Origin of the sequence: Pseudomonas nitroreducens (genome assembly GCF_024170165.1) — a bacterium.
Lineage (GTDB): Bacteria > Pseudomonadota > Gammaproteobacteria > Pseudomonadales > Pseudomonadaceae > Pseudomonas > Pseudomonas nitroreducens_C.
The window spans coordinates 244,926-269,238 of the sequence record NZ_JALJXP010000003.1; the positions used below are offsets into that span (position 1 = coordinate 244,926).

The following is a 24,313-nucleotide window of genomic DNA, read 5'->3' on the forward strand; positions in this document are numbered from 1 at the left end:
CGGACTGGCCCATCGGCCAACCGCGCCCCACGAGGACTAAGTCATGATCGAACGCAGACCCTTCCAGCAACTCGGCGGCGCCAACCACGGCTGGCTCAACGCCAAGCACCACTTCTCGTTCGCCGAATACTACGACGCCGAGCGCATGGACTGGGGCAACCTCCGCGTCTGGAACGATGACGAAATCGCCGCCGGCACCGGCTTCCCGCCGCACCCGCACCGTGAGATGGAAATCATCACCTACGTCCGCCAGGGCGCGATCACCCACCAGGACAGCCTGGGCAACAAGGGCCGCACCGAAGCAGGTGACGTGCAGGTGATGAGCGCAGGCTCGGGCATCGTGCACTCCGAGTACAACCTGGAGAAGGATGTCACCAAGATCTTCCAGATCTGGATCATCCCCTCGGTCCGTGGCGGCACGCCGTCCTGGGGCGCCAAGCCCTTCCCGAAGGGCGACCGCGCCGGGCGCTTCGTGACCCTGGCCAGCGGCTATGAAAACGACGGCGATGCCCTACGCATCCGCGCCGAAGGCCGTATGGTCGCCGCCACCCTGAAGGCCGGCCAGACCACCGAGTACGAACTGGGCAACGGTCGTCGCGCCTACCTGGTGCCGGCAACCGGCAAGGTCGAGGTCAACGGCGTCGAACTGCTGGCCCGCGACGGTGCGGCCATCGCCGACGAGTCGGTGGTGAAGGTCACGGCGCTGGAAGACAGCGAAGTGATCCTGGTCGACGTCGCCTGAATCAGGCGCTGGTAACGAAAAAGGCACGCCAACTGGCGTGCCTTTTTTATGCGCAGGATTCAACGCTTGCGGCAGAGGCTCATGCCATCGCCGATCGGCACCAGCGAGTAATCCACGCGCTCATCCTTCTTCAACGCGAGGTTGAGTTGCTGGATCGCCCGTGTATCCGCGCTTTCCGGGCTGGTCTCCAGCACCCGCCCACTCCACAGCACGTTGTCGAAGACCGCCAGGCCGCCTTCGCGCAACAGGGTCAGGGCATGCTCCAGGTAAATGGGATAGTTGGCCTTGTCGGCATCGATGAAGACCAGGTCGAAGCTGCCTTGCTGGTCGCCGGCAATCAGGGCTTCCAGCGTGGCCAGCGCCGGCCCGAGGCGCAGTTCGATGCGCGTATCGACGCCAGCGTCATGCCAGTAGCCCCGGGCGATGTCGTTGTACTCACCGGGCAGATCGCAACAAAGGATATGGCCGCCCTCCGGCAAGGCCTCGGCCATGCACAGGGCGCTGTAGCCGGTGAAGGTGCCGATCTCGAGGATACGCTTGGCGCCGGTCAGTCTGACCAGCAGGGCGAGGAACTGCCCCTGTTCCGGGGCGACCTGCCAGCGGGACATCGGCAGGTTGGCAGTCTCGGCGCGCAGCCGTGCCTTGGCTGGGGAATCGCGCAGGGAGACGTCGATAAGGTACCGGTAGAGCGAGTCGTCCAGGTTCAGCGTGCGGGTGGTCATGGGCCCTCCTGAGAATCAGGGGTGGAGGGCGAGACTCTGCACGGCGAGGACACGCTTGGCTTCCAGGAAGGCTTTCTGCCAATAGGCGCTGTCGAGGCTGTCCAGGCGTACGGTCCCGCCCGTTCTGGGCGCATGAACGAAGCGCCCTTCCCCGACATAGATACCCGCATGGCTGACACCCCGTCCACCGCTGGTGGCGAAGAACACCAGATCGCCGCTCTGCAGGGACTCGCGGCCAACGGTAGGAGCGCGCATGGAGATCATCTCGCGAGTAGAACGCGGCAGCATCAGGCCAGTGGCATCACGATAGACGTAGCCGATCAGGCCGCTGCAATCGAAGCCGCTATCGGGTGTGTTGCCGCCCCAGCGATAGGGCGTACCGACCAGGCCAATGGCACGGATCAGGACATCGTCAGCGGCCTGGGTGTTGTAGACGGGAGCAGCGGGCGCGTTCACCACGGGCGGCGGCGACGGCGGTGTGCGACTGGCGCAGGCGGCCAGCGAGGCGAGAACAGCGAGAAGAATGATGCGCTGAGGAACGAGCATGTGATGGCATCCCGTCAAGGAGTGCCATCACTTTGTACCAACAGTGAGTTGAGCGCAATACTTAAAGTAAAACTTTAAGTTTAGCGGGTCACCGTCTTCGGCTCGTAGCCGGGCTCGAGTACGCGCTTGGCTTCCATGTAGCTCAGGCGCCAGTAGCTCTCGTCCAGGCTGTCCACCCGCACACCACCGCCACGGCGGCTGGCGGAGTGGATGAACTGTCCGTCACCGATGTAGATGCCGGCATGGCTGACTCGACCGCGACCACGGTTATTGAAGAAGATCAGGTCGCCCGGCTGCAGGTCTTCTTTCGAGACCAGCGGGACGTCCATGTTGATCATCTCACGCGTGGAGCGCGGCAGGCTGATGCCCGCTTCTTCGCGGAACAGATAGCCCACGAAGCCGCTGCAGTCGAAGCCGGTCCGCTCGGATTTCCCACCAAAGCGGTACGGAGTACCGATCAGCGAGAACGCGCGGTCCAGAATGTCGGATACATGGGCAGTGGAACTGCCGTTATCGTTTTTGGCCCCCTCGTCCTGCGACTCATTCACCAGCGCTATGTTGTGCTGGTTGACCTGGAACGCGGCTCGAGTGGCAGGCACTGAAGCGACCTGGTTCGGCTGCGATTCCGGCGAATGGCTGGCGCAAGCTGCCAGCAGCAGAACGAAACTCATGGGCACGAGGGGTGCTAAGCGTTTAAGCATGGGCACGACCGTGTCTCATTAGCTCCATTTATTAGCGGGCTAATTTGCCCGCTCAATGAGGCCAATGCAAGTTTTTTATCGCGGAATGTGACCCAGCAGGCGCGGCATAATGTCTAAGGCTCGACCCACCATTCTTTCTTCGACCACCGAACTGAGGTCGGTCAGCCCCGGATTCACCTCGGCGGTAAAGCCTCCCGCGTCCCGCGTGCGCAGCACGGGCTCGATGATATAGGGGAAACTCGCGGTGGTCCCCACCAGCAGAACGGCGTCGAATCCCTTGCGCAATTGCGCATAGAGCGTGTCGATCGCTTCCTCCGGCAGCCTCTCCTCGAACAGCACCACCGGCGGGCGCAGGACGCCTGCACAGCGCGCGCACTTCGGCGGCAGCAGGCCACCCAGATGCCCCGCCAGCTCAGGGCTTTCCAGCCCGCACGACTGGCAGTACAGCGGCGCCAACTCGCCATGGATCTCGATCAGCCGCTCCGCTGGCGAGCCGGCGCGACGATGGAAGCCATCGATGTTCTGCGTCAGCACCCAGCACTCGGGCTTCAGCCCTTGCAGTTCGGCGATGGCATCGTGGCCTGCATTGGGCTGCGCATTCAGGCAGGCCTTGCCCAGTTCGGCCAGGTACTTCCAGCACAGCGCGGGGTCCTTCTGCAGCATCGGACCGGAGATCGCCACCTCGATGGGTATCCCTTCCTCCGTGCGGCCATTGTAGAGACCACCCAGGCCGCGATAGGTCGGCATGCCCGAATCGGCGGAGAGCCCGGCACCGGTAATCACCAGGATGCGTTCGGCGCGAGCCAGCGCTGCGCCGGTGCGTTCGATGGCCGAATCCATGCGCCCCTCCTCCGCGGCCGGGCCGCGCGTCAGTGGTTGACCGTGTACGACAGCATCATCGATATCTGGCACAGCGGACGGCCACTTTGTTCCTGCCAGGTGTTGAACGCAGTTTGTACGAGCGCCAGATCCTTCAGGCTGGTCGGCGTCTTGTCGACGATTTCCTGGGCCTTGAGCGCCGCGACCACATCATCACTGAGAACGAAGGTGTCCTTGCCGGCCATGCGCAGGAACCGCGGCGCGGACATGCCGCCCAACTGATTGCCCCGCTTGGCCAGCAGCTTCCACAGGCCGACGATGTCACTGGATGGCCAGTCGGCCAGCAGCCTGCCGAAGCTGCCGTATTCGCGCGCGATGTCGAGGACGAACTGAGCATTGCGCGGCACGCTCTTGAGCTTGCCCAGGTGGCGGATCAGCCGGGTCTCCTGCATCAGGTTTTCCAGGCGCTCGCCGCCCATCAGCACGACCTTCTCCGGGTCGAAGCCGAAGAAAACCTCCTCGAAGGCCGGCCACTTGGCGTCCACCAGGCTGTGCTTGAGACCGGCGCGAAAGATGCGCAGGCTGATCAGCGACAGGTAACGATCATCGCCGATCGCCAGCAGCTCTGCCGGCGACTTGGCCTGCGGCAGCCGGGCCTCCAGCGCTTCGACCGAACCGAAGCGGTTCAGGCAGTATTCGTACAGCCACGGGTAATCGCGCATCGGGCGTCCTTGCGAGGTCTTACAGGTTCATCACGTCGAGGAAGCGCGGAGTCGCGGTCTCGTCGATGCGCAGGCTGTTGAAGTCGAACAGGCTGCGGTCGGCCAGTTGCGACGGCACCACGTTCTGCAGGGCGCGGAACATGATCTCGGTACGACCCGGCGACTTGCGTTCCCAGTCCAGCAGCATCTCCTTGACTACCTGACGCTGCAGGTTTTCCTGCGAGCCGCAGAGGTTGCACGGAATGATCGGGAACTCCTTGAGCACCGAGTAGGCCTCGATGTCCTTCTCGTTGCAGTACGCCAGCGGGCGGATCACCACGTTGCGGCCGTCGTCGGACAGCAGCTTGGGCGGCATGGCCTTGAGCGTGCCGCCGTAGAACATATTAAGGAAGAAGGTTTCCAGGATGTCGTCGCGGTGGTGACCCAGCGCCATCTTGGTCGCGCCAATCTCGTCGGCGTAGGTGTAGAGGGTGCCACGGCGCAGGCGCGAGCACAGCGAGCAGGTGGTCTTGCCCTCCGGGATCTTCTCCTTCACCACCGAGTAGGTGTCCTTCTCGATGATGTGGTACTGCACGCCGACGGACTCCAGGTACGCCGGCAGCACGTGCTCGGGGAAGCCGGGCTGCTTCTGGTCCATGTTCACCGCGACGATCTCGAACTGGATCGGCGCCACCTTCTGCAGGTACAGCAGGATGTCCAGCAGGGTGTAGCTGTCCTTGCCGCCGGACAGGCAGACCATCACCTTGTCGCCGTCCTCGATCATGTTGAAGTCGGTGACCGCTTCGCCAACCTGGCGGCGCAGGCGTTTCTGCAGTTTGTTCTGGTTGACCGAAAGGGTGCTGGCCATGGTGCTCTGGAATCCGAAGGGCAAGACGAAAAGCCGGTCATTTTACGCGCAAAGCGACGCGTACCCCAGCCCCTCTATCGGGCTACTGCTAATCTGACAGCATGACGCCCGATCTCGAACCTTCCCTCGACCTGACGGACCAGCTCCTGCAGCTTCTGCAGGAAGCGCCTGAAGGAATTTCCGAATTCCAGTTGATTCAGCACTTGAAGGCCCGGCACTCGACGCACGTGCCCAACCTGCCGCTGACCGACAAGCTGGTGCTGTTCCGCACCCATTTCCTGGTGTTCAACGCGCTGTATCGCCTGCGCGACCGGCTCTGGGAGGAGAACGCTGCGCATCTGGAGATCGGCCCGCTGCAGATTCGTCTCTCTCCTTATATAAGCGGCGTGCAGGCACTCGGCGAGCAGGATCCCCTGCGCGCCTACTACCTCGATGAGAAACACCTGAAGGAAACCACCGAGCGCGATGTGGAGAAGCTGCTGGAAAGCTTCTGGACGCGCATGCAGGGCAACGAAGAAAAGGCGGCTGCGCTGGCCCTCTTCGAGCTGGAGGACGGCCCGGTGGACTATGCGCTGATCAAGCTGCGCTACCGGCAGTTGGTCAGTCAGCACCACCCCGACCGGGGCGGTAGCACGACGCGCCTGCAGTCGATCAACAAGGCCATGGAAATTCTGGAGCGCTATTACAGCCGCCCGTGAAACTTCCATTTGCTCTAAACCCACGGACGACGTGGCTTGCAGCCATTCCTATACTGCGACTTAAGGTCGCATAGGTCGGCCGGGCACCGGATGACGCTGGCTACGCGTATTCGGCGCCTCGCTGGGGGGCGACCTTCTATAAGAAGAGGAGAATGCTGACATGATCCATCATGTGTGGGGGCTCTTCACCCATCCCGATCAGGAATGGCAGGACATCCGTGGCGAGGAAGAATCCATCAGCCACATGTACCTGACCCACGTCCTGATCCTCGCTGCCATCCCGGTCATTTCCGCCTACATCGGCACTACGCAGGTCGGCTGGGTCCTGGGCAATGCGGGACCGGTCAAGCTGACGGCCGCCAGTGCGATCCAGCTGACCATCATGACCTACATCGCCATGCTCGCCGGCGTCGCCATCATGGGCGCCTTCATTCACTGGATGGCACGTACCTACGACGCATCGCCATCGCTGACCCAATGCATAGTGTTTGCCGCGTACACCGCTACCCCGCTGTTCATCGGCGGCCTGGCTGCGCTCTATCCGCACCTGTGGCTGGGCATGATCATCGGCACCGCCGCGATCTGCTACACGGTCTACCTGCTCTACGTCGGCATCCCGACCTTCATGAACATCCACAAGGATGAAGGTTTCCTGTTCTCCAGCTCGGTGCTGGCGGTGGGACTGGTGGTGCTGGTGGCGATGATGGCCCTGTCGGTCATCCTCTGGGGCAGCGGCGTCGGCCCGGAATACACCTGAGACCAATCGATGAAAAACAACCGGGCCCTCGTGGCCCGGTTGCTTTTTGCCCAGGTGCTTGCCTGAAACTCGCTCGACTTGCCTGAACCTGCGCCCCGGACGAGCGGCCGCGAGAAATCCTCCACCCGCGCTCCGACTGCGGCATAATCTGCCCCCGTCGGAGAACCACTGTATGCCTGAACAGCTCAACGCTCGCGTCGAAGCCTGCTACCAGCAGGCCGAAGCCTTCTTCCAGCGGCGCTTTCCCCGCCCGGAAGTCAGCTTCCGGCTACGCGGCCAGAAGGCCGGCGTCGCCCACCTGGATGAAAACCTGCTGCGCTTCAATCCGCAGCTGTACCGGGAAAACCACGAACACTTCCTGCAGCAGACCGTGGCCCATGAAGTGGCCCACCTGATCGCCCACCAGATGTTCGGTCCGCGCATTCGCCCGCACGGCGAGGAGTGGCAGCTGATCATGCGCGGCATCTACGGCCTGCCGCCCGATCGCTGCCACACCTACGAGATCAAGCGCCGCCGCTCCACCCGCTACCTGTATCGCTGCCACTGCGGCGAGGGCAATGAATTCCCCTTTTCCGCCCAGCGCCACAACCTGGTCGCCCAGGGCCGCCGCTACTACTGCCGGCGTTGCCGCGCGACGCTGATCTTCACCGGCGAAACCCGCCGCGAGTGATGCCGCTCAGGCGATGACTTTCGCCGCCTTGAGCGCTGCGACCTGCTCGTCGGTGTATCCCAGTTCCGCCATTACTTCCGCGGTGTGCGCGCCCAGCGCAGCGCCGATATGGCGCGGCTCGGGCAGGCCGGCAGAGAAGCGTATCGGGCAGGCCATCTGCCGCTGCTCGCCCCCTTTGCCGTTGGGCACCTGAGTCACCACACCGCGCTCGACCAGTTGCGGATGCTCCACCGCCTCGGCCAACGACAGCATCGGTTCGACGCAGGCATCCAGCGCGGCGAAGCGCTCCTGCCACTGGGCGAAATCCTGCTTTTCGAACTCGATGGCAATCTCGCGCTTGAGCGCCTGCTGGTCCTCCGGCTTGGGCGACAGCCCGCGCGCGGCCAGCTCCGGGCGACCGATGACGGCGCAGAACTGCTGCATGAACTGCGGCTCCAGGCTACCCACCGAGAACCAGCGCCCATCGCGGGTGCGGTAGTAGTCGTAGAAACTGCCGCCGTTGAGCGCGAGGCCTTCCATCTCCGGCTCCACGCCCGCCGCCAGATAGCCCGCGCCGGCCATGCCGTGGAGGCTGAAGGCGCAGTCGGTCATGCTCACGTCGACCTGCTGCCCCTCCCCCGTCTGCTGCCGGTGGATCACCGCCGCCAGCAGGCCCATCACGCCATGCAGCGAACCGCCACCGATGTCCGCCAGCTGCACGCCCAGCGGCAGCGGGCCGCTCTCGCGGCGCCCGGTATAGCTGGCGACGCCGGCCAGGGCCAGGTAGTTGATGTCATGCCCGGCGCGGTCGCGCAGCGGCCCGGTCTGGCCGTAGCCGGTGATCGACACGTAGATCAGCTTCGGGTTGATCGCCTTGAGCGCCTCGTAGCCCACGCCCAGCTTGTCCATCACACCGGGGCGGAACTGCTCCAGGACGATGTCGTATTCCTGCACCAGTTGCTTCACCACCTCCACTGCCTCGGCCTGCTTCAGGTCCAGCGCGATACAGCGCTTGTTGCGGTTGAGGTAGGCGTGGCTGGCGGAGGTGCCGTCCACGTGCGGAGGCAGCACGCGCACCAGGTCCATGCGCGTGGGCGACTCCACGCGCAGCACCTGGGCGCCCATGTCGGCCAGCAGCAGCGAGGCGAACGGCCCCGGCAGCAGGGTGGAAAAATCGAGAATCTTCAGTGAGGCGAGCGGGCCGTTCATGGGTACTCCTGTTTCGCTCAATCGATGCGTGGGCGCCGCGCCTCAGAGCTTCATGCCGCGGCTGATGATCTCTTTCATGATCTCCGAAGTACCGGCGAAGATGCGCTGGATGCGCGCGTTCGCGTACATCTTGCAGATCGGATACTCCCACATGTAACCCCAGCCGCCGTGCAGTTGCACACCCTCGTCGACTACCTTGCACAGCAACTCGGTGGTGAACAGCTTGGCCTCGGCGGCCACTTCGGCGGTGAGCTTCTTCTGGTTATGGTCCATCACACAGCGGTCGGTGAAGACCTGAGCGACGTCGATCTGCGTGCGCATCTCGGCAAGCTTGAAGCGGGTGTTCTGGAAGTGCGCCACCGGGCGGTCGAAGGCCTTGCGCTCCTTCACGTAGTCGATGGTCGCGTTCAGTGCGGCCTCGGCGCCGGCGACAGCGCCGCAAGCGTTGGTCAGGCGTTCCTGGGCGAGCATGTTCATCAGGTAGAAGAAGCCGCCCTTGGCATCGCCCAGCAGGTTTTCCTTCGGGACTTTGACGTTGTTGAAGAACAGCTCCGCAGTGTCCTGGCTCTTCATGCCCAGCTTCTTCAGGTTGCGCCCGCGCTCGAAGCCTTCCATGCCACGCTCGACCACGAACAGGCCCATGGCGTGCTTGTTGTTCGGATCGGTCTTGGCCGCGACTATCACCAGGTCCGCCAGCAGGCCGTTGGAGATGAATACCTTGGAGCCGTTGAGGAGGAAGTGATCGCCCTTGTCCACTGCCGTGGTGCGCATGCCTGCAAGGTCAGAACCGGCCGACGGTTCGGTCATCGCCACTGCCAGGATGCTTTCGCCACGGATGATCCCCGGCAGCCAGCGAGCCTTCTGCTCAGCGTTGCCGTATTCGGCGATGTAGGGACCGCACAGCGCCGAGTGCAGCGGGATCATGAAGCCCGGTTCGTTGATGGCGGCCAGTTCCTCGCACATGATCTGTTCGTAGCGGAAATCCTTCAGAGCGGTTCCGCCGTACTCCTCTTCCGCCCAGGGCAGCAGGAAACCCATCTCCCCCGCCTTGCGCCAGACGCCGCGGTCCACCACACCGGCTTCCTCCCATTCCTCCTGGTGAGGCACCACTTCCTTGTTAAGGAAGGATCGGAACGCATCGCGGAACAGGTTGTGCTCGGTCTCGAAGTGATTGCGCAGCATGGTCGACTCCCGGTGGGTTGAGTGCCCGCAGGGTAGGTGCTGGCTGCGCGCGGCCTCAATGACGCGACCGCTCAGGGTCGATTGACGCAATCGCCCAGCAGATGCGAGTGTGAAACTTCCCAAAGCTGCACCGGAGAGCGCCCGCATGCAGATTCGCCCTTTCCAGGCAGATGACATCCCGCCGTACGAAAGCTGGTTCGACGATCCGCTGCTCTACGCGCAACTCGGCCCGATGGATCGCTACTGGCTGGAAAAGGTGCTGAAGGATGCGGACAAGGCGCTGTACAGCATTCTGCGTGGCGGCCTGCTGGTCGCCGTGGTAGGGGTCTGCCTGCCCACCCCGGCGCATCCGTATTACTTCGTCACCGACCTTGCCGTCCGCCCGCAGCTACGCGGCTCGGGCGTCGGGCGTGCGGTGATGACGCTGCTGATGAGCCGACCGGAACTGCAGAGCAGCCCCTTGTGGCGGGCCAGCGTCAGGCCGGATAACCCGGCGGCGCTGGCTTTCCTCATCAAGCTGGGCTGGACGCGGCTGGAGATGGGCAACCCGTTCGATGAGCTGCTGGAGTTCGAATTCCGCCGCCGCCCGGCCGGGCCCTTGCTCCGCTGAATCGAGCAGATGCGTAGGAGCGGACTCTGTCCGCGATGGCTTACCGTCTGCGCCGGCCCTACCCGATCGCGGATAAATCCGCTCCTACGCAAGCGAAAAGTTCGGCGCTCAGGGGAAGGTACTTTCCCGACTCCATAAAAAAACCCCGCCGAAGCGGGGTTCACACAAAGGAGTCAAACGGTAGAGCTGTCGTTCTTAGAACACGTACTGCAGGCGGGTTACGACACCGTTGCCGTCGTCGTCGCCGTTGGCGTTGCGGATGCCGTCGGTGCTGACGTGGACGTAGTCCAGGGAGACCTTCACGGCTTCGTTGGCGTACCAGTTCACACCGATGGTGTTGGTGCTGGCCTTGGTGTCGCCCACGTCGCGGGTGGCGGTAGCCACGACCACGTTCGGGTCATCAACCTTGATGTGGTCGTAGCGGTAGAAGACTTCCCAGGCACCGATTTCCTTGTTGGACGGCTTGATGGTGTCGAACTTGGCGCCATCGAGCTTGTACACGCGGGATTCACCGGTGATGGTGTAGGCCAGCTGGCCGTAGTAGCCGTCAGCCTTGATGTCTTCGTAAGCGTCGGCATCAGCCTTCAGCTTGCGCTTCAGGTATTCGGCCTGAGCGGAGAACGGGCCGATGGCGTAAGCGAATTCAGCACCCCAGGTGGAGTCGTCCTTGTAGGAACCGGCCGGGCTCAGGGTGGCGCCGCCGAAGGTAGCGCGGTTGCCGTTGTCGCCAGCGTCGTTACCGCCGTTGGTGGCGATACCCCGCATGCCCAGACGCGGACGGATGCGGGAGTCGAAGGCGGTGTCGTCCAGGTCACGGTAGGCGTAGTCAACGCCGATGTGCAGGACGTTGCCGTCGGTGTTCATCGGAGCGAACACGCCACGGAAGTTGAACTGCTTGACGCTGTCGCCGTCGGTGTCGTCGGCGTCCTTGGCATAGATGCCGGCGTCCAGGTAAGCCATGTTGGCGACGACGCCGCCAACCTGGGCACCCATGCCGTCCTGGTGGGTGTTGATCCAGTCAGCCAGTTCGTAAGCGGTGGTACGCTCGGTAGCGGTCACCCACTTGGAGCTGGTGGCTTTTTCCAGACCGAAGTCCGGGTCGAAGCGGCCGAACTTCAGGGTAACCGGGGCGAAGCCGGTGTAGCTGAAGGAAGCCTCGTCGAAGTAGCCGTTGTCAGCGTTGCCGGAGTTGTGGGACATGTCGTAGTTGATCTGGTATTTCCAGTCTTTGTAGACAGTGCCGCCCAGTTCCAGGTACGCACGGCGGAAGTAGGCGCCGTCACCGTTGTTGCCGTTCTTGGTGTAGAAACCATCGAAGCGGCTGTAATCCGCTTGCAGACGGCCACCGAGCTTGAAGCTGAATTCCTTGTCGGTGGTGCCGACTTCAAGACCGCCTTTGGTCTTGATCACGATATCGGCGCCATCGGTGGTGACTGTGCCTGCGAAAGCCTGGGCGGAAACGGCCAGTGCCAGAGCAGTGGCGGCGTAACCGGCGAAGTGCTTACGGATCATCGAAGATTCCCCTTAATGGTATTTGCGTTGAACACGCCGAGTGCCTGGCTGCTGCGCGCCCCCCAAGGACTCGCACAGGCCGTTCTGGCGGCCCCCGTTTGTGTTGCTGGGAATCTTGGCGAGGGGTTATTTCAGATCGGTTGCTCGTAGATAAAACTTTTATTACAAAGGAACTTTTGATTCCCTTATGGCATAAAGGTCCTAAGCCACGTCCGACTAGGCCTGCAGGCGGTTTCTGTAGTCCACTTTGCCGGTATGCTGTCACCCTTTCCCTGAAAGACCTTCCCCGCCCAGGCTTTCCGATGCATGAACTGCAACCCCTGATCCAGCAACACGGCCTGACCCTGCTGTTCTTCAACGTCCTGCTGGAACAGCTGGGCCTGCCGATCCCGGCCTACCCGGCACTGATCGTCGCGGGCGCCCTGGCGCTGCAAGGCAGCGGCGTACCGCTCGGCCAGGCACTGGCGGTGGCCGTGTGCGCCTGCCTGATTGCCGACCTGATCTGGTTCTGCGCCGGACGGCGCTACGGCGGCTTCATGCTGCGCAGCGTGTGCAAGGTTTCGCTGTCGCCGGACAGTTGCATTCGCCAGAGCCAGAGCCTGTACCTGCGCATCGGCCCGCGCGCACTGCTGATCTCGCGCTTCCTCCCCGGCGCCAGCGCGCTGACCACCACCATGGCTGGCATGACGCGCACGCCGCTGCCGCGCTTCCTGGCCTACGACTTCGCCGGAGCAGCCCTCTGGGCCGGCTCTGCGCTGCTGCTCGGGAGCCTCTTCAGCGATGCCGTGGACCGCATCCTCGACTGGCTCACCGAGTACGCCAGCGCCGGTGTCACAGCACTGCTGGGCGCCTTCGCGCTGTTCATCGCCTGGAAGCTCTGGCAGCGCGTCAGCCTGCTCAAGCGCACTGCGCGTATTCCACGCATCAGCGTCGACGAGTTGCGGGCGCGCCTGGACGCTGGCGAGCCGCCGCTGATTCTCGATGTGCGCGCACAGTTCGACGACGAAGCGATCCCGGGCTCCATCGCCTTCAGCCTGGACGGCGCGCTCGATGAGCTGCGTGGCAGCCTGGAGGACAAGGACGTGGTGATCTACTGCGCCTGCCCCCACGAGCTTTCAGCAGCGATGCTGGCGGAGCGACTGCAGGCCTTCGGACACCCGCGCACCTGGGCGCTGTCAGGCGGGCTGGATGCGTGGCGGGCGCAAAGTCTGGGCTGAGGATTTTTCTGTGAGAGCGCCCTGCGGGCGCGATCGCGGGCATGGCCCGCTCCTACAGGGATCGGCATCACACGGACGTACTCAGCAAGCGCTTTGTAGAATGGCGTGGAGCGCAGCGATACCCATCCTGCGAGGTGCTCATCCTGCGCCGTCTGGCCAGGACCGAATGGCTCAGCGCCGCGCGCTGTCCCGGCGCAGTTCGGCGAGATGGTCAGCCAGGCGTTCGGCGTCGGGGCGCGGCGGTTCCGGCAGCAGGCGCAGGGTCGCCTGGGCCAGACGCATCTGCCGCAGGTAGCGCCGGCAGTTGCGGCACAGCAGCAGGTGCCGGCGCAGTGCGAGCTTCTCGCGCCAGCCCAGCTGTTCATCCAGCAGGTCGCTGGAGCGCGCCACCAGTTCCTTGCAGGTCAGCATTCCCCGGTCTCCTCGAAGTGCTCCACGGTGGCGAATACCTTCAGCCGCGCACGGTGCAGCAGCACCCGGACATTGGAGAGCGAAACCTCCAGCAGATTACAGATCTCTTCCAATTCCAGCCCCTGGCGCTCGCGCAGCAGCAACACGCTGCGCTGCAATTCGGAAAGGCTCAGCAGGGTCTTTTCCAGGCACTGGCGCAGTTCGTCCTCGGCCAGCAGGGCTTCGGGCGAGTCCTCGTGCCAGGCCAGCGGCGCGGTGCTCCAGTGGCCGTCGGCGGCGAAGCGGGAGTCGTCGATGCTGCCGTGGGGTGCGGGCAGGTCGTCCAGCGACACGTCGCGACGAACCTTGCGCAGGCGGGACTTGGCGGTATTGGCGGTGATGGTCAGCAGCCAGGTCTTGAGGCTGGAGCGCCCCTGGAAGCCGTCCAGGTTGCGCACGGCGGCGAGCCAGGCATCCTGCACCACTTCATCGGCATGGGCAGCGCCTGCGATGGCGATGGCCACGGCGCGCATCGCCCCCTGGTAGGTGGCTACCAGGGTGCGGAAGGCCTGCTGGTCACCGGCCAGCAGGCGCGACAACAGCTCGCTGTCGTCGGCGGGCACGATCAGCGCTTGCGCAGGATCACGCTACCGATGGAGTAGCCGGCACCGAAGGAGCTCAGCACGCCGATGGAGCCGGCGGGCAGGTCGTCCTGGTACTTGTGGAAGGCGATGACCGAACCGGCCGAACTGGTGTTGGCGTAGGTGTCGAGGATCACCGGTGCTTCGTGGGCCTCGGCATCGCGGCCGATCAGCTTGCGGGTGATCAGCAGGTTCATGTTCAGGTTGGCCTGGTGCAGCCAGTAGCGCTTCACGTCGCTGACCGGGATGTCGTTCTGTGCCAGGTGCTCGCCGATCAGTTCGGCCACCATCGGGCAGACGTCCTTGAACACCTTGCGGCCTTCCTGCACGAACAGCTTGTCACGGCTGCCGATGCCCTCTTCCGCCGCGCGGTTGAGGAAGCCGAAGTTGTTGCGGATGTTGTTGGAGAACTGGGTCAGCAGCTTGGTGCTGACCACGTCGAACTGGTGCTCGCTGGTGGCCTGGTCGGCACGCTCGATGACCACGGCGGTGGCCGCATCACCGAAGATGAAGTGGCTGTCGCGGTCACGGAAGTTCAGGTGGCCGGTGCAGATTTCCGGGTTGACCATGAGGATCGCGCGGGCCTGGCCCAGTTGCACGCTGTTCACCGCGGCCTGGATGCCGAAGGTAGCCGAGGAGCAGGCGACGTTCATGTCGTAGCCGAAGCCCTGGATGCCGAGGGCGGCCTGCACTTCGATGGCCACGGCCGGGTAGGCGCGCTGCAGGTTGGAGCAGGCGACGATCACCCCGTCGATGTCTTCGGGAGTACGGCCGGCGCGCTGCAGGGCCTGCTTCGCGGCGGCAGCCGCCATCTCGCAGAGGATGCCCCAGTCTTCGTTGGAGCGCTCCGGGATGCGCGGCGCCATGCGCTGCGGATCGAGGATGCCTTCCTTGTTCACCACGAAGCGGCTCTTGATGCCGGATGCCTTTTCGATGAACGCCGAGCTGGATTCGGACAGTGCCTCGATTTCGCCCTTGGCGATGGCTTCGGCATTCTGCTCGTTGTGACTGCGGACGTAGCTGTTGAAGGATTCCACCAGTTCATCGTTGGAGATGCTGAACGGCGGGGTATACAGGCCGGTTCCGCTGATCACGACTTTATGCACGGTCAATCCTCTTCTCAATCTGCGCCGCCGGGCCGGGCGGCAAGGTTAGGCATCAAGGTGCCCGCCCATTGGCCGGCACTGGATATTCGTCGCTCCGCGTCCTGGCGCGAAGGCTTCGGGATGGCAATCCCTGCAACCGGGCAGTGTGCCACTCCCACCGGCGGTGGGCACCTTTGCCCGCCCGGCGGTTTGCGGTTTCACCCCAGGTGCAACCGCTGATCGCTGATTATGCTGCAATTTTCGCCGAAAAGTCGCCGTGCGGGGGCGGCATTTGCGCAAGATCATGGACATAAATCACGCCACGCCTGCCCTGGAGCAACGGATTGAAATTTTCCACCGGCACCATAGGCACAGTGTTGGCGCGCCCAGGCGCGCCAGTCCTTATCCTTCAGTGCATTCCCGACTTTGCCAAGGAGACTTCAGGATGAGCGCCGCGAACCGCCCGGAAATGGACGAACAAACCCTGGAATTCGCCAATCAGGTGATCGATCTGGCCCGCCAGGGCGACACCTCGCGCCTGACGGAACTGCTGCACCAGGGGCTGCCGGCCAACCTGCGCAACCACAAGGGCGACAGCCTGCTGATGCTGGCCAGCTATTACGGCCACCACGACACCGTCGGCGTGCTGCTCGACCACGGCGCCGACCCGGACCTGCGCAACAATGCCGGGCAGACGCCGCTGGCCGGCGCCGCCTTCAAGGGCGACCTGGAGATGGTGCGCCTGCTGCTCAGCCGTGGGGCCCAGGTGGAGGGCACGTCCCCTGACGGCAAGACCGCATTGATGATGGCGGCGATGTTCAATCGCCCGGAGATCGTCCGCTGCCTGCTGGAGCACGGCGCCGACCGCGAGGCCCGCGACGCCAGCGGGCTGACTGCGCTGGCCGCGGCGAAGATGATGGGTGCGGCCGACACCCTGGCATTGCTCGAAGCCGCCTGAGCCCTCGCCGGCGAAAGCCACCGTCCAGCAGGCCCGCTGAACGATCGGCGAAAGCCGACTGTCGAGGAAAGGGGCGCGCAAAGGTCGCGCCCCTTTCTTTTATCGACCGACGGAGGACTCGCCCAACCATGCTGGTTTCGCTTCAGGCACTGCGGGCACTGGCCGCCTGGCTGGTGGTGTTCCATCACTTCATGCAGGTGTTCTTCGACTTCCGCGCCGACAGCCTCGGCGGCAGATTACTCTCGACCCGCGGCCAGGTCGGGGTCGACATCTTCTTCGTCCTCAGCGGCTTCGTGATCCACCTCTCCAGCGCCGGCCGGCCGATGTCGCCGCTGACCTTCCTGGTCCAGCGCCTGGCCCGCGTCGCTCCGGCCTACTGGCTGTACACGGCTATCACCGCGCTGATCCTCTACGCCTTCGCCGACGTGATGCCGATCTACGGCGTCGGCGGCAAATCGCTGCTGCTCTCGCTGCTGTTCATCCCCAGCGAAAACCCCGGCGGCTTCGGCCTGTACCCGGTGCTGCCGGTGGGCTGGACGCTGAACTTCGAGATGCTTTTCTACGGCCTGTTCGCCCTCTCCTTCCTGGTCGCCGAACGCTGGCGCCCGTGGCTGGTGACAGCCCTGGTGCTGCTGGTGGCTCAGGTACTGGCGCGCGAGCCGTGGCTGAGCAACTTCTACCGCAACCCGATCATCTTCGAGTTTCTCCTCGGCCTTGGCCTGGCAGCGCTGTACCGCCGCGGCTGGCTGAACTGGCCGCGCCCGCTGGCGCTGGCGATGGCGGCCGCGGCGGTGTCGACCATCGCGCTGTTCCCCGCCGAGCATCCCTGGCGCCTGCTCACCTGGGGCCTGCCCGCCGCCGCGCTGCTTGCTGCATGCGTGGCGCTGGAGCCGTTGTTTGAACGCAGCAAGGTGCTGCACACGCTGGGCGACTGGTCCTATTCGGTGTACCTGCTGCACGTGATCGTGCTGTGGCTCGCCGCCTACTGGCTGCACCAACGGCTGGGCCTGACGCCCTACCAGACGCTGAGCGTCAGCGTGCCGGCAATCCTGCTGCTGTCCTGGCTGAGCTACGAATGGGTGGAGCGCAAGATGGCCCGCCAGGTGCGCACGGCCTATGCGCGAATTGCCGCGCCGCTGGCGGCAAGGCGGGCTCAGGCGGGGTCGCTGTAGACCAGCCGATTGCGCCCCTCGGCCTTGCCGCGATACAGGCGGCGGTCGGTGCAGCGGTAGAGCTCATCGGCATCCAGGCCATCGCCCGGCCACTCGGCGAGGCCGAAGGTGGCGGAGATCTCGATGCGCTCGCCGTGGTACATCAGCGGCGCCTCGTCGATATCGCGGCGCAGGGATTCCACCAGCGGCTTGGCGTCGAAGCGGTCGGTGAAGGGCAGCAGCAGGCCGAACTCCTCGCCGCCCAGCCGGCCGATCAGGTCGGTGGCGCGCAGGCGGTGGCGCAGGCGGTTGCACAGATGCTGCAGGGCCTTGTCGCCGGCATCGTGGCCCCACTGGTCGTTGATGTTCTTGAAGTGATCGACATCCAGCACCACCAGCACCAGCCGCGTCTCGTAGCGGGCCGCCTCCTGGATGCAGCGACGCAGCGTGCGCTGGAAGCTCTCGCGGCTGGCCACGCCGGTCAGCGCATCGGTCAGCGCCAGGTGTCGCAGCTGCTTGTAAGCGGCGGCGCGGCGCTCCTCGTACACATGCATGAAGGCGATCACCAGCACGCCGCAGAAGATGCCATTGCCGATATCGATCAGCCCCGGGGCATCCAGGCGCAGGTGGTTGGCGTGCAGGTACATCAGCGTGGCGATCAGCATGAACGGCACGGCGAGCAGAAAGCCGCGCCACTTGCCCAGCAGCAGGTAGGCCATCACTGGCATCAGGTAGACCCAGACGAAGGCCGACGCCGAAGCGTTGGGCATGACGATGATGTAGAGGATGAAACAGAAGGTCGGCAGCAGGTAGGCGATGATCCAGGGCACCAGCCGGCGCACACGCTGCAGCCGGTGCGCCGCCCACAGCAGCAGGCCGCAGGTAGCGAGTTCGGCGCCCGCCAGCCAGAGATTGCCGGCGAGGTACTGCAGGATCGAGAACAGCCCCAGGGTCGCCCCGGTGCAACCGAAGATCAGCCGCATCAGCAGGCGGTGGTCTGCCTCTTCCAGCCCGGTAGGTCCGGCACTGGAGTCGAACAGATGGTCGGGATCGCTGTTGCGGTGCATCAGCCCTGCTCCTTGGCTCGACCGCCCGGCGGGTCGGCCTCAATGGCGGCAATCGGGCACTCCAGCCCGAATCACGTTCGCTGAAGACTACTCCAATTTTCTACGGTGCGTAGTCCAGCCGACGGAAACCGGCCGGATGGGCTAGCCTAGGCTGCATTGTCCATGGAGGAAGTCTATGCGTTCGATCCTTGCCGTCCTGTCCCTGCTCGCGCTTTCCGGTTGCGCCTCGTACCAGAGCGATGAAGTCCAGCCCGTCCCCACCGACCGCCTGCTGGCCTACCAGCAACCGGGCAAGGACAGCGTCAAGGTCGATGTCACCCGCGACGTGGGCTACATCGGCGGCGGCTGCTACGTCGCCCTCACCATCGACCACGAAATCGCCGCGCGCATCGGCAAGGGCGAGTCGGCCAGCTTCCACGTACCGGTGGGCAAGCACGTGGTCGGCATCATTGGCGACAAGGACGGCGACGGCCTGTGCAGCAAGGCCATGCTGCGCCGTGAATTGCTGGTGCCGCTCGAGCCGGGTGGCAACAACGCCTTCCGCATCGTCAGCGACAACCGCACCGGTTTCGACATCAAGCCGGCGGTCGAGTAAGCCCCGCCTCCGCCTGCCAGGGAGCGCCTCAGCCGTTCAGACGGGCAACGAGGCGCGCCTGCAGCTTCTCCAGCTCCCCTGCATCAGCCTTGTTCGCCGCGTGGATCCCCAGGCCCTCGCCGGCATAGCGCGGGACGATGTGCACGTGGATGTGGAACACCGTCTGCCCGGCCGGCGCACCGTTGAACTGAGCGACCTGCACGCCATCGGGATTGAGTTCATCGACAATCACCGCGGTCAGGCGCTGCACCACGCGCATCACGTTGGCCAGCGCATCGGGGTCGACTTCGAGGATATTGCGCGCCGGAGAGTTCTTCGGGATCACCAGGGCATGGCCGTAGGACTGCGGGAACAGGTCGAGGAAGGCGAGCACGTCGTCGTCCTCGTACAACTTGTAGCAGGGAGCCTCGCCGCGAATGATCTGGGCGAAGATGTTCTGCGGATCGTAAGTGCCTTGCAGGCTCATGGTGAGTCCCTTTTCCAGTGGCTGGTCTATGGGCCCGCACCATACCGGTTTGTCGCGCGCGGGTCATGACCGTCGGCGCGTAGCGGTCTATCCTGAGGGCCGACTCAAGATTTCGCTCACCTGACCGGAGTATGCATGTCAGACCTTTCCGCGTTCCCCATCACCCGCAAATGGCCCGCCGAACATCCTGACCGCCTGCAGCTGTATTCGCTGCCCACGCCCAACGGCGTAAAGGTGTCGATCATGCTGGAAGAGCTCGGCCTGCCCTACGAGCCGCACCTGGTCAGCTTCGAGCGCAACGAACAGATGTCCCCGGAGTTCCTCTCGCTGAACCCGAACAACAAGATCCCGGCGATCCTCGATCCCAACGGTCCGGACGGTAGCCCCCTGGCGTTGTTCGAGTCTGGTGCGATCCTGGTCTACCTCGCCGACAAGACCGACTCGCTGATCGCTCCCGGTGCCAGCGGCCGCTATGAAACCCTGCAGTGGCTGATGTTCCAGATGGGCGGGATCGGCCCGATGTTCGGCCAGATCGGCTTCTTCAACAAATTCGCCGGCAAGGACTACGAGGACAAGCGCCCGCTGCAGCGCTACGTGGACGAGTCAAGGCGCCTGCTGGCGGTGCTCGACCGCCACCTCGAAGGCCGCGACTGGATCATGGGCGAGCGCTACACCATCGCCGACATCGCCACCTTCCCGTGGATTCGCAACCTGGTCGGTTTCTACGAGGCCGGTGAGCTGGTGGGCTTCGACAACTTCCACAACGTGAAGCGCGTGCTGGAGAAATTCCTCGCGCGGCCGGCGGTGCAGCGCGGGCTGAACATCCCCAAGCGCGATTGACCTCGGAATATTTCCTGTAGGAGCGGGCCTTGCGCGCGAATCGCGGGCAAGGCCCGCTCCTACAGGGGACTCCGCAGGTCAGGCCTCGACCTGGCTCCACTGTTTCGACAGGCGCTTGTCCGACACCGGCACCTTGGTCCCCAGCTGCTGGGCGAACAGCGAAACGCGGTATTCCTCCAGCATCCAGCGGTACAACGCCAACTCCGGATCACGCTTGCCTTCCTGGGCGTGCTTGGCCAGCCGCGCCGAATACTGTTCCCAGTAGCCGGCCATCTCGCCGCTCCACACACGGTCGCGCTGGACCTGCCCGGCGACCTTGTCCAGGCGCTGCTCGACCGCCTTCAGGTAGCGCGGGTATTCCTTCAGCCATTCCAGCGGCGTGTCGCGGACGAAGCCGGGGTAGACCAGCTTGGCCAGTTGCCCCTTCACGTCGTTCAGCGGCACCGTCATGGCCAGGTCGACCTTGCCCTTGAAGCGCTTCTGCAGGCCGTGCCAGAGCTTGAGGATTTCCAGGGTCAGACGGGCGATGCGCTCGGCGTGTTCGGTCCAGGCACCGCGCTTCTTCTCGGCCAGTGAAGCGAGCCCGGCGCCATCGCGCGGCAGATTGCTTTCGCCGTCGAGAATGGCGCTGTCCAGGCTGGCCAGCAGGATGTCCTCCACCAGCGACTCGATCCGACCCAGCTCGCGGTAGAGCAGGCCCATGTCGGTCTGCCCCGGCAGCTTGCTGCGCAGGAACTTGGCCGGTTCGGCGAGCTGTTGCAGGAGCAGGCGCTGCAGGGCGCGTCGGTGCTGGTAGTCGGCCTCGGCCTGGGTCGGGAAGCGGTTCTCCTTGACCACGCCGGCCTCTTCCACCAATGCCGGGTAGACCGTCATCGACAGCCCGGCGACCTTCTGCTGGAGCTTCTCCGCCACTTCGCCAAAGCCCTTGGCTTCCACCGGTTTCTGCGGTTTATCCGCCTGCGGGATCGCCAGCGCGGCCTGGCTGGCCTCGGCGAAGCGCGCGGTGAGTTCGGCCAGGTCGCGGCCTTCGCCAAGGAACTTGCCGCGGGCGTCGACCACTTCGATGTTCATCCGCAAGTGGCTTTCCACCTGGGTCTCGGCTTCCGCCCAGGCCTCTTCCGGCACGCGGCTGCCGGTCATGCGTTGCAGCTCGCGGCCGAGGGATTCAGACAGCCCGCCCTCGGCGAAGACCATCTTGCCCAGTGCGGCGCGAACGAAGTCCGGTACCGGCACGAAGTTCTTGCGGATCGCCTTGGGCAGGCTGCGCACCAGCTCGATGCACTTGGCCTCCAGCAGCCCCGGCACCAGCCACTCCAGGCGCTGAGCAGGCAGCTGCGGCAGCAGCGGCGCCGGCACGCGCACGGTCACGCCGTCACGCACGTGGCCGGGCTCGAAGTGATAGGTCAGCGGCAGCTGCAGGTCGCCCAGGCGCAGGCGATCCGGATAGAGGCCGGCGGTGACCTCGCTGGCGTCACGGGCGAGGACGTCTTCCTCGCGCATGATCAGCAGGTCCGGCTGTTGCTTGTGCTCGCGCTCGTACCACTTCTCGAAGCTGGCGGACTGGTAGATATCCGCCGGCAGGCGCTCGTCGTAGTAGGCGAACAGGGTTTCCTCGTCAGCCAGGATGTCGCGCCGGCGCGCCTTGGCTTCCAGCTCGTCGAGCTTCTCCAGCAGTTGGCGGTTGGCTGACAGGCACTTCGCACGGCTGTTGATCTCGCCGCGCACCAGCGCCTCGCGGATGAACATCTCACGGGACACCGGCGCATCGATCGGGCCGTAGTTCACCGGACGCCGACCGATGATGATCAGGCCGTAGAGGGTGACCTGCTCGTAGGCCACCACCTGGCCCCGGCGTTTTTCCCAGTGCGGCTCCAGGTAGTTCTTCTTCACCAGGTGCCCGGCCAGCGGCTCCAGCCAGTCCGGCTCGATCTTCGCGACCATGCGGGCGAACAGCTTGGTGGTCTCCACCAGCTCGGCGGCCATGATCCACTGCGGCTTCTTGCGGCCGATCACGCTGGAGGGGTGAATCCAGAAACGCCGCTGGCGCGCGCCGAGGTAGTCGCCCTCCTCCGCCTTCTGGCCGATCTGGCTGAGCAGGCCGGAAAGGATCGCCTTGTGCACGGCGGCGTAGTCGATGTCGCGGGCCTTCGGCTCGTCCGCCTTGGCGACCGGCTGGCGGCCACGGTTGTCGTGCTGCCGGAGCTGCTCGCGAGCGGGCTCGCTCTTGCGCTGTGCGCCTTCCGACTTGCTGCCGAAGGGCAGCTGCAGTTCGCGGCAGATCAGCGTCAGCTGGCGGTGCGCATCGCGCCACTCGCGCAGACGCAGGTAGTTCAGGAAGTTTTTCCGGCACCAGTTGCGCAGCGGGTTGGAGCCCAGCGCCTGGCGCTGCTCCTCGAAGCCGCGCCAGAGGTTGATCAGCGCGGCGAAGTCCGAGTCCGGGTCCTTCCACTGCGCGTGGGCCTGATCGGCGGCCTGCTGGCGGTCCATCGGCCGCTCGCGCGGGTCCTGCACGGACAACGCGCTGGCCACGGTGAGCACTTCCGGCAGGCTGCCCAGCTGCGCCGCCTCCAGCAGCATGCGGCCCAGTCGCGGGTCGATGGGCAGGCGCGCGAGCTGGCGACCCAGCGGTGTCAGCTGGCCCTCGCGGTTCACCGCCGAGAGTTCCTGCAGCAGGGTGAAGCCGTCGTTGATCGCCTTGCCATCCGGCGGCTCGATGAAGGGAAAGGCCTCGATGTCGCCCAGGCGCAGATGCAGCATCTGCAGGATCACCGCCGCCAGGTTGGTGCGCAGGATCTCCGGATCGGTGAAGGCCGGGCGACCGTTGAAGTCTTCCTCGCTGTACAGGCGCACGCAGATGCCCGGCTCGACCCGGCCGCAACGGCCCTTGCGCTGGTTGGCGCTGGCTTGCGAGACGGCTTCGATGGGCAGGCGCTGGACCTTGGCGCGGTAGCTGTAACGGCTGATGCGCGCGGTGCCGCTGTCGATCACGTAGCGGATGCCCGGCACGGTCAGCGAGGTTTCCGCGACGTTGGTGGCGAGCACGATCTTGCGCCCCGGCATCGGTGCGAAGATCTTCTGCTGCTCGGCCGGCGTCAGCCGCGCATACAGCGGCAGCACCTCGGTGTGCCGCAGGTTGGCCTTGCGCAGCATGTCGGCGGCATCGCGAATCTCGCGCTCGCCGGGGAGGAACACCAGCACGTCGCCGGGGCGCTTGCCGATGTCGCGTTCGTGGGCGGCGATCTCGTCCAGCGCGCGGAGGATGCCCTGGTCCACGGAGAGGTCGTCGAACAGCGCTTCGCCGTCCTCGTCCACTTCTGCCGCCAGCGGGCGGTACCAGGTTTCCACCGGGTAGGTACGCCCCGAGACCTCGACGATGGGGGCATCGCCGAAGTGCCTGGAGAACCGTTCCAGGTCGATGGTCGCCGAGGTGATGATCAGTTTCAGGTCCGGCCGGCGGTGCAGCAGGGTCTTCAGGAAGCCGAGCAGGAAGTCGATGTTCAGGCTGCGTTCGTGGGCCTCGTCGACGATGATCGTGTCGTAGCGTTCCAGGTAGCGGTCATGCTGGGTCTCGGCCAGCAGGATGCCGTCGGTCATCAGCTTGATCAGCGTGCTGTCGTCGCTCTGGTCTTCGAAGCGCACCTGGTAGCCGACCAGCGAGCCCAGCGGCGTGCCGATCTCCTCGGCAACGCGGGTGGCGACGCTGCGCGCGGCCAGCCGGCGCGGCTGGGTGTGGCCGATCAGGCCGTGGGTGCCGCGGCCCAGCTCCAGGCAGATCTTCGGTAGCTGGGTGGTCTTGCCCGAACCGGTCTCGCCGGCGATCACCACCACCTGGCTCTTTTCCAGCGCGGCCTTGATCTCGTCGCGCTTGGCAGCGATCGGCAGGCTGTCGTCGTAGCGAATCTGCGGGATGCTCGCACGGCGCGCCTCGGCCTTGGCGCAGGAAGCCTGGAAGCGCTCGGCCCACTGGACGAGCCTGGCTTCGTCGGGGTGCTTGCGCAGTTCGTGGAGCTGCCGGCGCAGGCGATGGCGGTCGCGGATCATCGCGTGATCCATGCGCTGCAGGAGCTGTTCGGGGGTCGGCGTACTGTCTGTGGTCATCGGCTTCGCGGGCATCAGGCGGGAGCGGCGCGAGCAGGTGCGGAGCCGGTCCCTGGAATGGGCTGTCATGGCGACAATGGGGGAATTGT

General features: G+C 64.9%; 25 protein-coding genes. 10 read left to right on the top strand and 15 right to left on the bottom strand.

Annotated features, from left to right (window positions below):
- Nucleotides 1-43: 43 nt before the first annotated feature.
- Nucleotides 44-742, top strand: coding sequence for a pirin family protein (locus J2T47_RS08230; protein WP_253444524.1), 699 nt, complete (start codon nt 44-46; stop codon nt 740-742).
- Between the two features lie 59 nt (nt 743-801).
- Here J2T47_RS08230 and J2T47_RS08235 read toward each other — a convergent pair whose 3' ends face one another.
- The 6 genes from J2T47_RS08235 to ttcA form a co-directional block, all read right to left on the bottom strand.
- Nucleotides 802-1,464: an O-methyltransferase gene (locus J2T47_RS08235; RefSeq protein WP_253444527.1), complete on the bottom strand. Its 663-nt coding sequence runs from the start codon at nt 1,462-1,464 to the stop codon at nt 802-804.
- Nucleotides 1,465-1,479: 15 nt separating this feature from the next.
- Nucleotides 1,480-2,010, bottom strand: coding sequence for a C40 family peptidase (locus J2T47_RS08240; protein ID WP_253444530.1), 531 nt, complete (start codon nt 2,008-2,010; stop codon nt 1,480-1,482).
- An 80-nt stretch (nt 2,011-2,090) separates the two neighbouring features.
- Nucleotides 2,091-2,717: a C40 family peptidase gene (locus J2T47_RS08245; RefSeq protein WP_253444533.1), complete on the bottom strand. Its 627-nt coding sequence runs from the start codon at nt 2,715-2,717 to the stop codon at nt 2,091-2,093.
- A 69-nt stretch (nt 2,718-2,786) separates the two neighbouring features.
- On the bottom strand, nt 2,787-3,551 hold the full coding sequence (locus J2T47_RS08250; protein WP_253444536.1) for an NAD-dependent protein deacylase: 765 nt from the start codon (nt 3,549-3,551) through the stop codon (nt 2,787-2,789).
- Between the two features lie 29 nt (nt 3,552-3,580).
- Complete coding sequence (locus J2T47_RS08255) at nt 3,581-4,252, bottom strand: DNA-3-methyladenine glycosylase I (RefSeq protein WP_253444539.1); 672 nt, start codon at nt 4,250-4,252, stop codon at nt 3,581-3,583.
- A 19-nt stretch (nt 4,253-4,271) separates the two neighbouring features.
- Complete coding sequence (gene ttcA, locus J2T47_RS08260; protein ID WP_253444542.1) at nt 4,272-5,099, bottom strand: tRNA 2-thiocytidine(32) synthetase TtcA; 828 nt, start codon at nt 5,097-5,099, stop codon at nt 4,272-4,274.
- A gap of 101 nt (nt 5,100-5,200) precedes the next feature.
- On the opposite strand from ttcA, the gene J2T47_RS08265 reads away from it, so the two are divergent.
- From J2T47_RS08265 to J2T47_RS08275, 3 genes are all read left to right on the top strand, one after another.
- The gene (locus tag J2T47_RS08265; protein ID WP_253444545.1) at nt 5,201-5,797 is read left to right on the top strand and encodes a DNA-J related domain-containing protein; all 597 of its coding nucleotides are present in this window, start codon (nt 5,201-5,203) and stop codon (nt 5,795-5,797) included.
- Nucleotides 5,798-5,957: 160 nt separating this feature from the next.
- Nucleotides 5,958-6,554 carry a Yip1 family protein gene (locus J2T47_RS08270; RefSeq protein WP_138215354.1) on the top strand — a complete coding sequence of 199 codons (597 nt, stop codon included), beginning with the start codon at nt 5,958-5,960 and terminating at the stop codon, nt 6,552-6,554.
- A gap of 172 nt (nt 6,555-6,726) precedes the next feature.
- Nucleotides 6,727-7,224: a SprT family zinc-dependent metalloprotease gene (locus J2T47_RS08275; RefSeq protein ID WP_138525106.1), complete on the top strand. Its 498-nt coding sequence runs from the start codon at nt 6,727-6,729 to the stop codon at nt 7,222-7,224.
- A 6-nt stretch (nt 7,225-7,230) separates the two neighbouring features.
- On the opposite strand, the gene J2T47_RS08280 is transcribed toward J2T47_RS08275, so the two are convergent.
- Together J2T47_RS08280 and J2T47_RS08285 are read right to left on the bottom strand one after the other, a co-directional pair.
- Nucleotides 7,231-8,412, bottom strand: a complete 1,182-nt coding sequence (locus tag J2T47_RS08280) for a CaiB/BaiF CoA transferase family protein (protein WP_253444548.1) — start codon at nt 8,410-8,412, stop codon at nt 7,231-7,233.
- Between the two features lie 42 nt (nt 8,413-8,454).
- Nucleotides 8,455-9,594 carry an acyl-CoA dehydrogenase family protein gene (locus J2T47_RS08285; RefSeq protein ID WP_253444551.1) on the bottom strand — a complete coding sequence of 380 codons (1,140 nt, stop codon included), beginning with the start codon at nt 9,592-9,594 and terminating at the stop codon, nt 8,455-8,457.
- Between the two features lie 145 nt (nt 9,595-9,739).
- Between J2T47_RS08285 and J2T47_RS08290 the strand changes: the two genes are divergently transcribed.
- Complete coding sequence (locus J2T47_RS08290) at nt 9,740-10,204, top strand: GNAT family N-acetyltransferase (RefSeq protein WP_253444554.1); 465 nt, start codon at nt 9,740-9,742, stop codon at nt 10,202-10,204.
- Between the two features lie 195 nt (nt 10,205-10,399).
- Here J2T47_RS08290 and J2T47_RS08295 read toward each other — a convergent pair whose 3' ends face one another.
- On the bottom strand, nt 10,400-11,716 hold the full coding sequence (locus J2T47_RS08295) for an OprO/OprP family phosphate-selective porin (protein WP_253444557.1): 1,317 nt from the start codon (nt 11,714-11,716) through the stop codon (nt 10,400-10,402).
- Nucleotides 11,717-12,018: 302 nt separating this feature from the next.
- On the opposite strand from J2T47_RS08295, the gene J2T47_RS08300 reads away from it, so the two are divergent.
- A complete protein-coding gene (locus tag J2T47_RS08300) occupies nt 12,019-12,933 on the top strand; it encodes a DedA family protein/thiosulfate sulfurtransferase GlpE (protein WP_253444560.1) in 915 nt (304 codons plus the stop codon).
- Nucleotides 12,934-13,104: 171 nt separating this feature from the next.
- Here J2T47_RS08300 and J2T47_RS08305 read toward each other — a convergent pair whose 3' ends face one another.
- From J2T47_RS08305 to J2T47_RS08315, 3 genes are read right to left on the bottom strand one after another with little or no spacing between them, the layout of a single operon-like run.
- Nucleotides 13,105-13,344 (bottom strand): zf-HC2 domain-containing protein, encoded by a 240-nt coding sequence (locus tag J2T47_RS08305; protein WP_253444563.1) that lies wholly within the window; start codon nt 13,342-13,344, stop codon nt 13,105-13,107.
- A complete protein-coding gene (locus J2T47_RS08310; RefSeq protein ID WP_253445123.1) occupies nt 13,338-13,949 on the bottom strand; it encodes an RNA polymerase sigma factor in 612 nt (203 codons plus the stop codon). Before J2T47_RS08310 ends, J2T47_RS08305 begins: the two co-directional genes overlap by 7 nt.
- Entirely contained in the window at nt 13,949-15,070 is a 1,122-nt protein-coding gene (locus tag J2T47_RS08315; RefSeq protein ID WP_253444567.1) for a beta-ketoacyl-ACP synthase III, read from the bottom strand. Before J2T47_RS08315 ends, J2T47_RS08310 begins: the two co-directional genes overlap by 1 nt.
- A gap of 424 nt (nt 15,071-15,494) precedes the next feature.
- Between J2T47_RS08315 and J2T47_RS08320 the strand changes: the two genes are divergently transcribed.
- Complete coding sequence (locus J2T47_RS08320; RefSeq protein WP_253444570.1) at nt 15,495-16,007, top strand: ankyrin repeat domain-containing protein; 513 nt, start codon at nt 15,495-15,497, stop codon at nt 16,005-16,007.
- A 128-nt stretch (nt 16,008-16,135) separates the two neighbouring features.
- Nucleotides 16,136-17,179 carry an acyltransferase family protein gene (locus J2T47_RS08325; RefSeq protein ID WP_253444573.1) on the top strand — a complete coding sequence of 348 codons (1,044 nt, stop codon included), beginning with the start codon at nt 16,136-16,138 and terminating at the stop codon, nt 17,177-17,179.
- On the opposite strand, the gene J2T47_RS08330 is transcribed toward J2T47_RS08325, so the two are convergent.
- Nucleotides 17,161-18,225: a GGDEF domain-containing protein gene (locus J2T47_RS08330; protein ID WP_253444576.1), complete on the bottom strand. Its 1,065-nt coding sequence runs from the start codon at nt 18,223-18,225 to the stop codon at nt 17,161-17,163. The two genes, J2T47_RS08325 and J2T47_RS08330, sit on opposite strands and share 19 nt — an antisense overlap.
- Before the next feature lie 175 nt (nt 18,226-18,400).
- Between J2T47_RS08330 and J2T47_RS08335 the strand changes: the two genes are divergently transcribed.
- Complete coding sequence (locus tag J2T47_RS08335; RefSeq protein ID WP_253444579.1) at nt 18,401-18,820, top strand: 3-isopropylmalate dehydratase; 420 nt, start codon at nt 18,401-18,403, stop codon at nt 18,818-18,820.
- A gap of 28 nt (nt 18,821-18,848) precedes the next feature.
- Here J2T47_RS08335 and J2T47_RS08340 read toward each other — a convergent pair whose 3' ends face one another.
- Complete coding sequence (locus J2T47_RS08340; RefSeq protein ID WP_253444582.1) at nt 18,849-19,286, bottom strand: HIT family protein; 438 nt, start codon at nt 19,284-19,286, stop codon at nt 18,849-18,851.
- A gap of 135 nt (nt 19,287-19,421) precedes the next feature.
- On the opposite strand from J2T47_RS08340, the gene J2T47_RS08345 reads away from it, so the two are divergent.
- Nucleotides 19,422-20,126: a glutathione binding-like protein gene (locus J2T47_RS08345; RefSeq protein WP_253444585.1), complete on the top strand. Its 705-nt coding sequence runs from the start codon at nt 19,422-19,424 to the stop codon at nt 20,124-20,126.
- A 78-nt stretch (nt 20,127-20,204) separates the two neighbouring features.
- On the opposite strand, the gene hrpA is transcribed toward J2T47_RS08345, so the two are convergent.
- The gene (hrpA, locus tag J2T47_RS08350; protein ID WP_253444588.1) at nt 20,205-24,224 is read right to left on the bottom strand and encodes an ATP-dependent RNA helicase HrpA; all 4,020 of its coding nucleotides are present in this window, start codon (nt 24,222-24,224) and stop codon (nt 20,205-20,207) included.
- Nucleotides 24,225-24,313 lie beyond the last annotated feature (89 nt).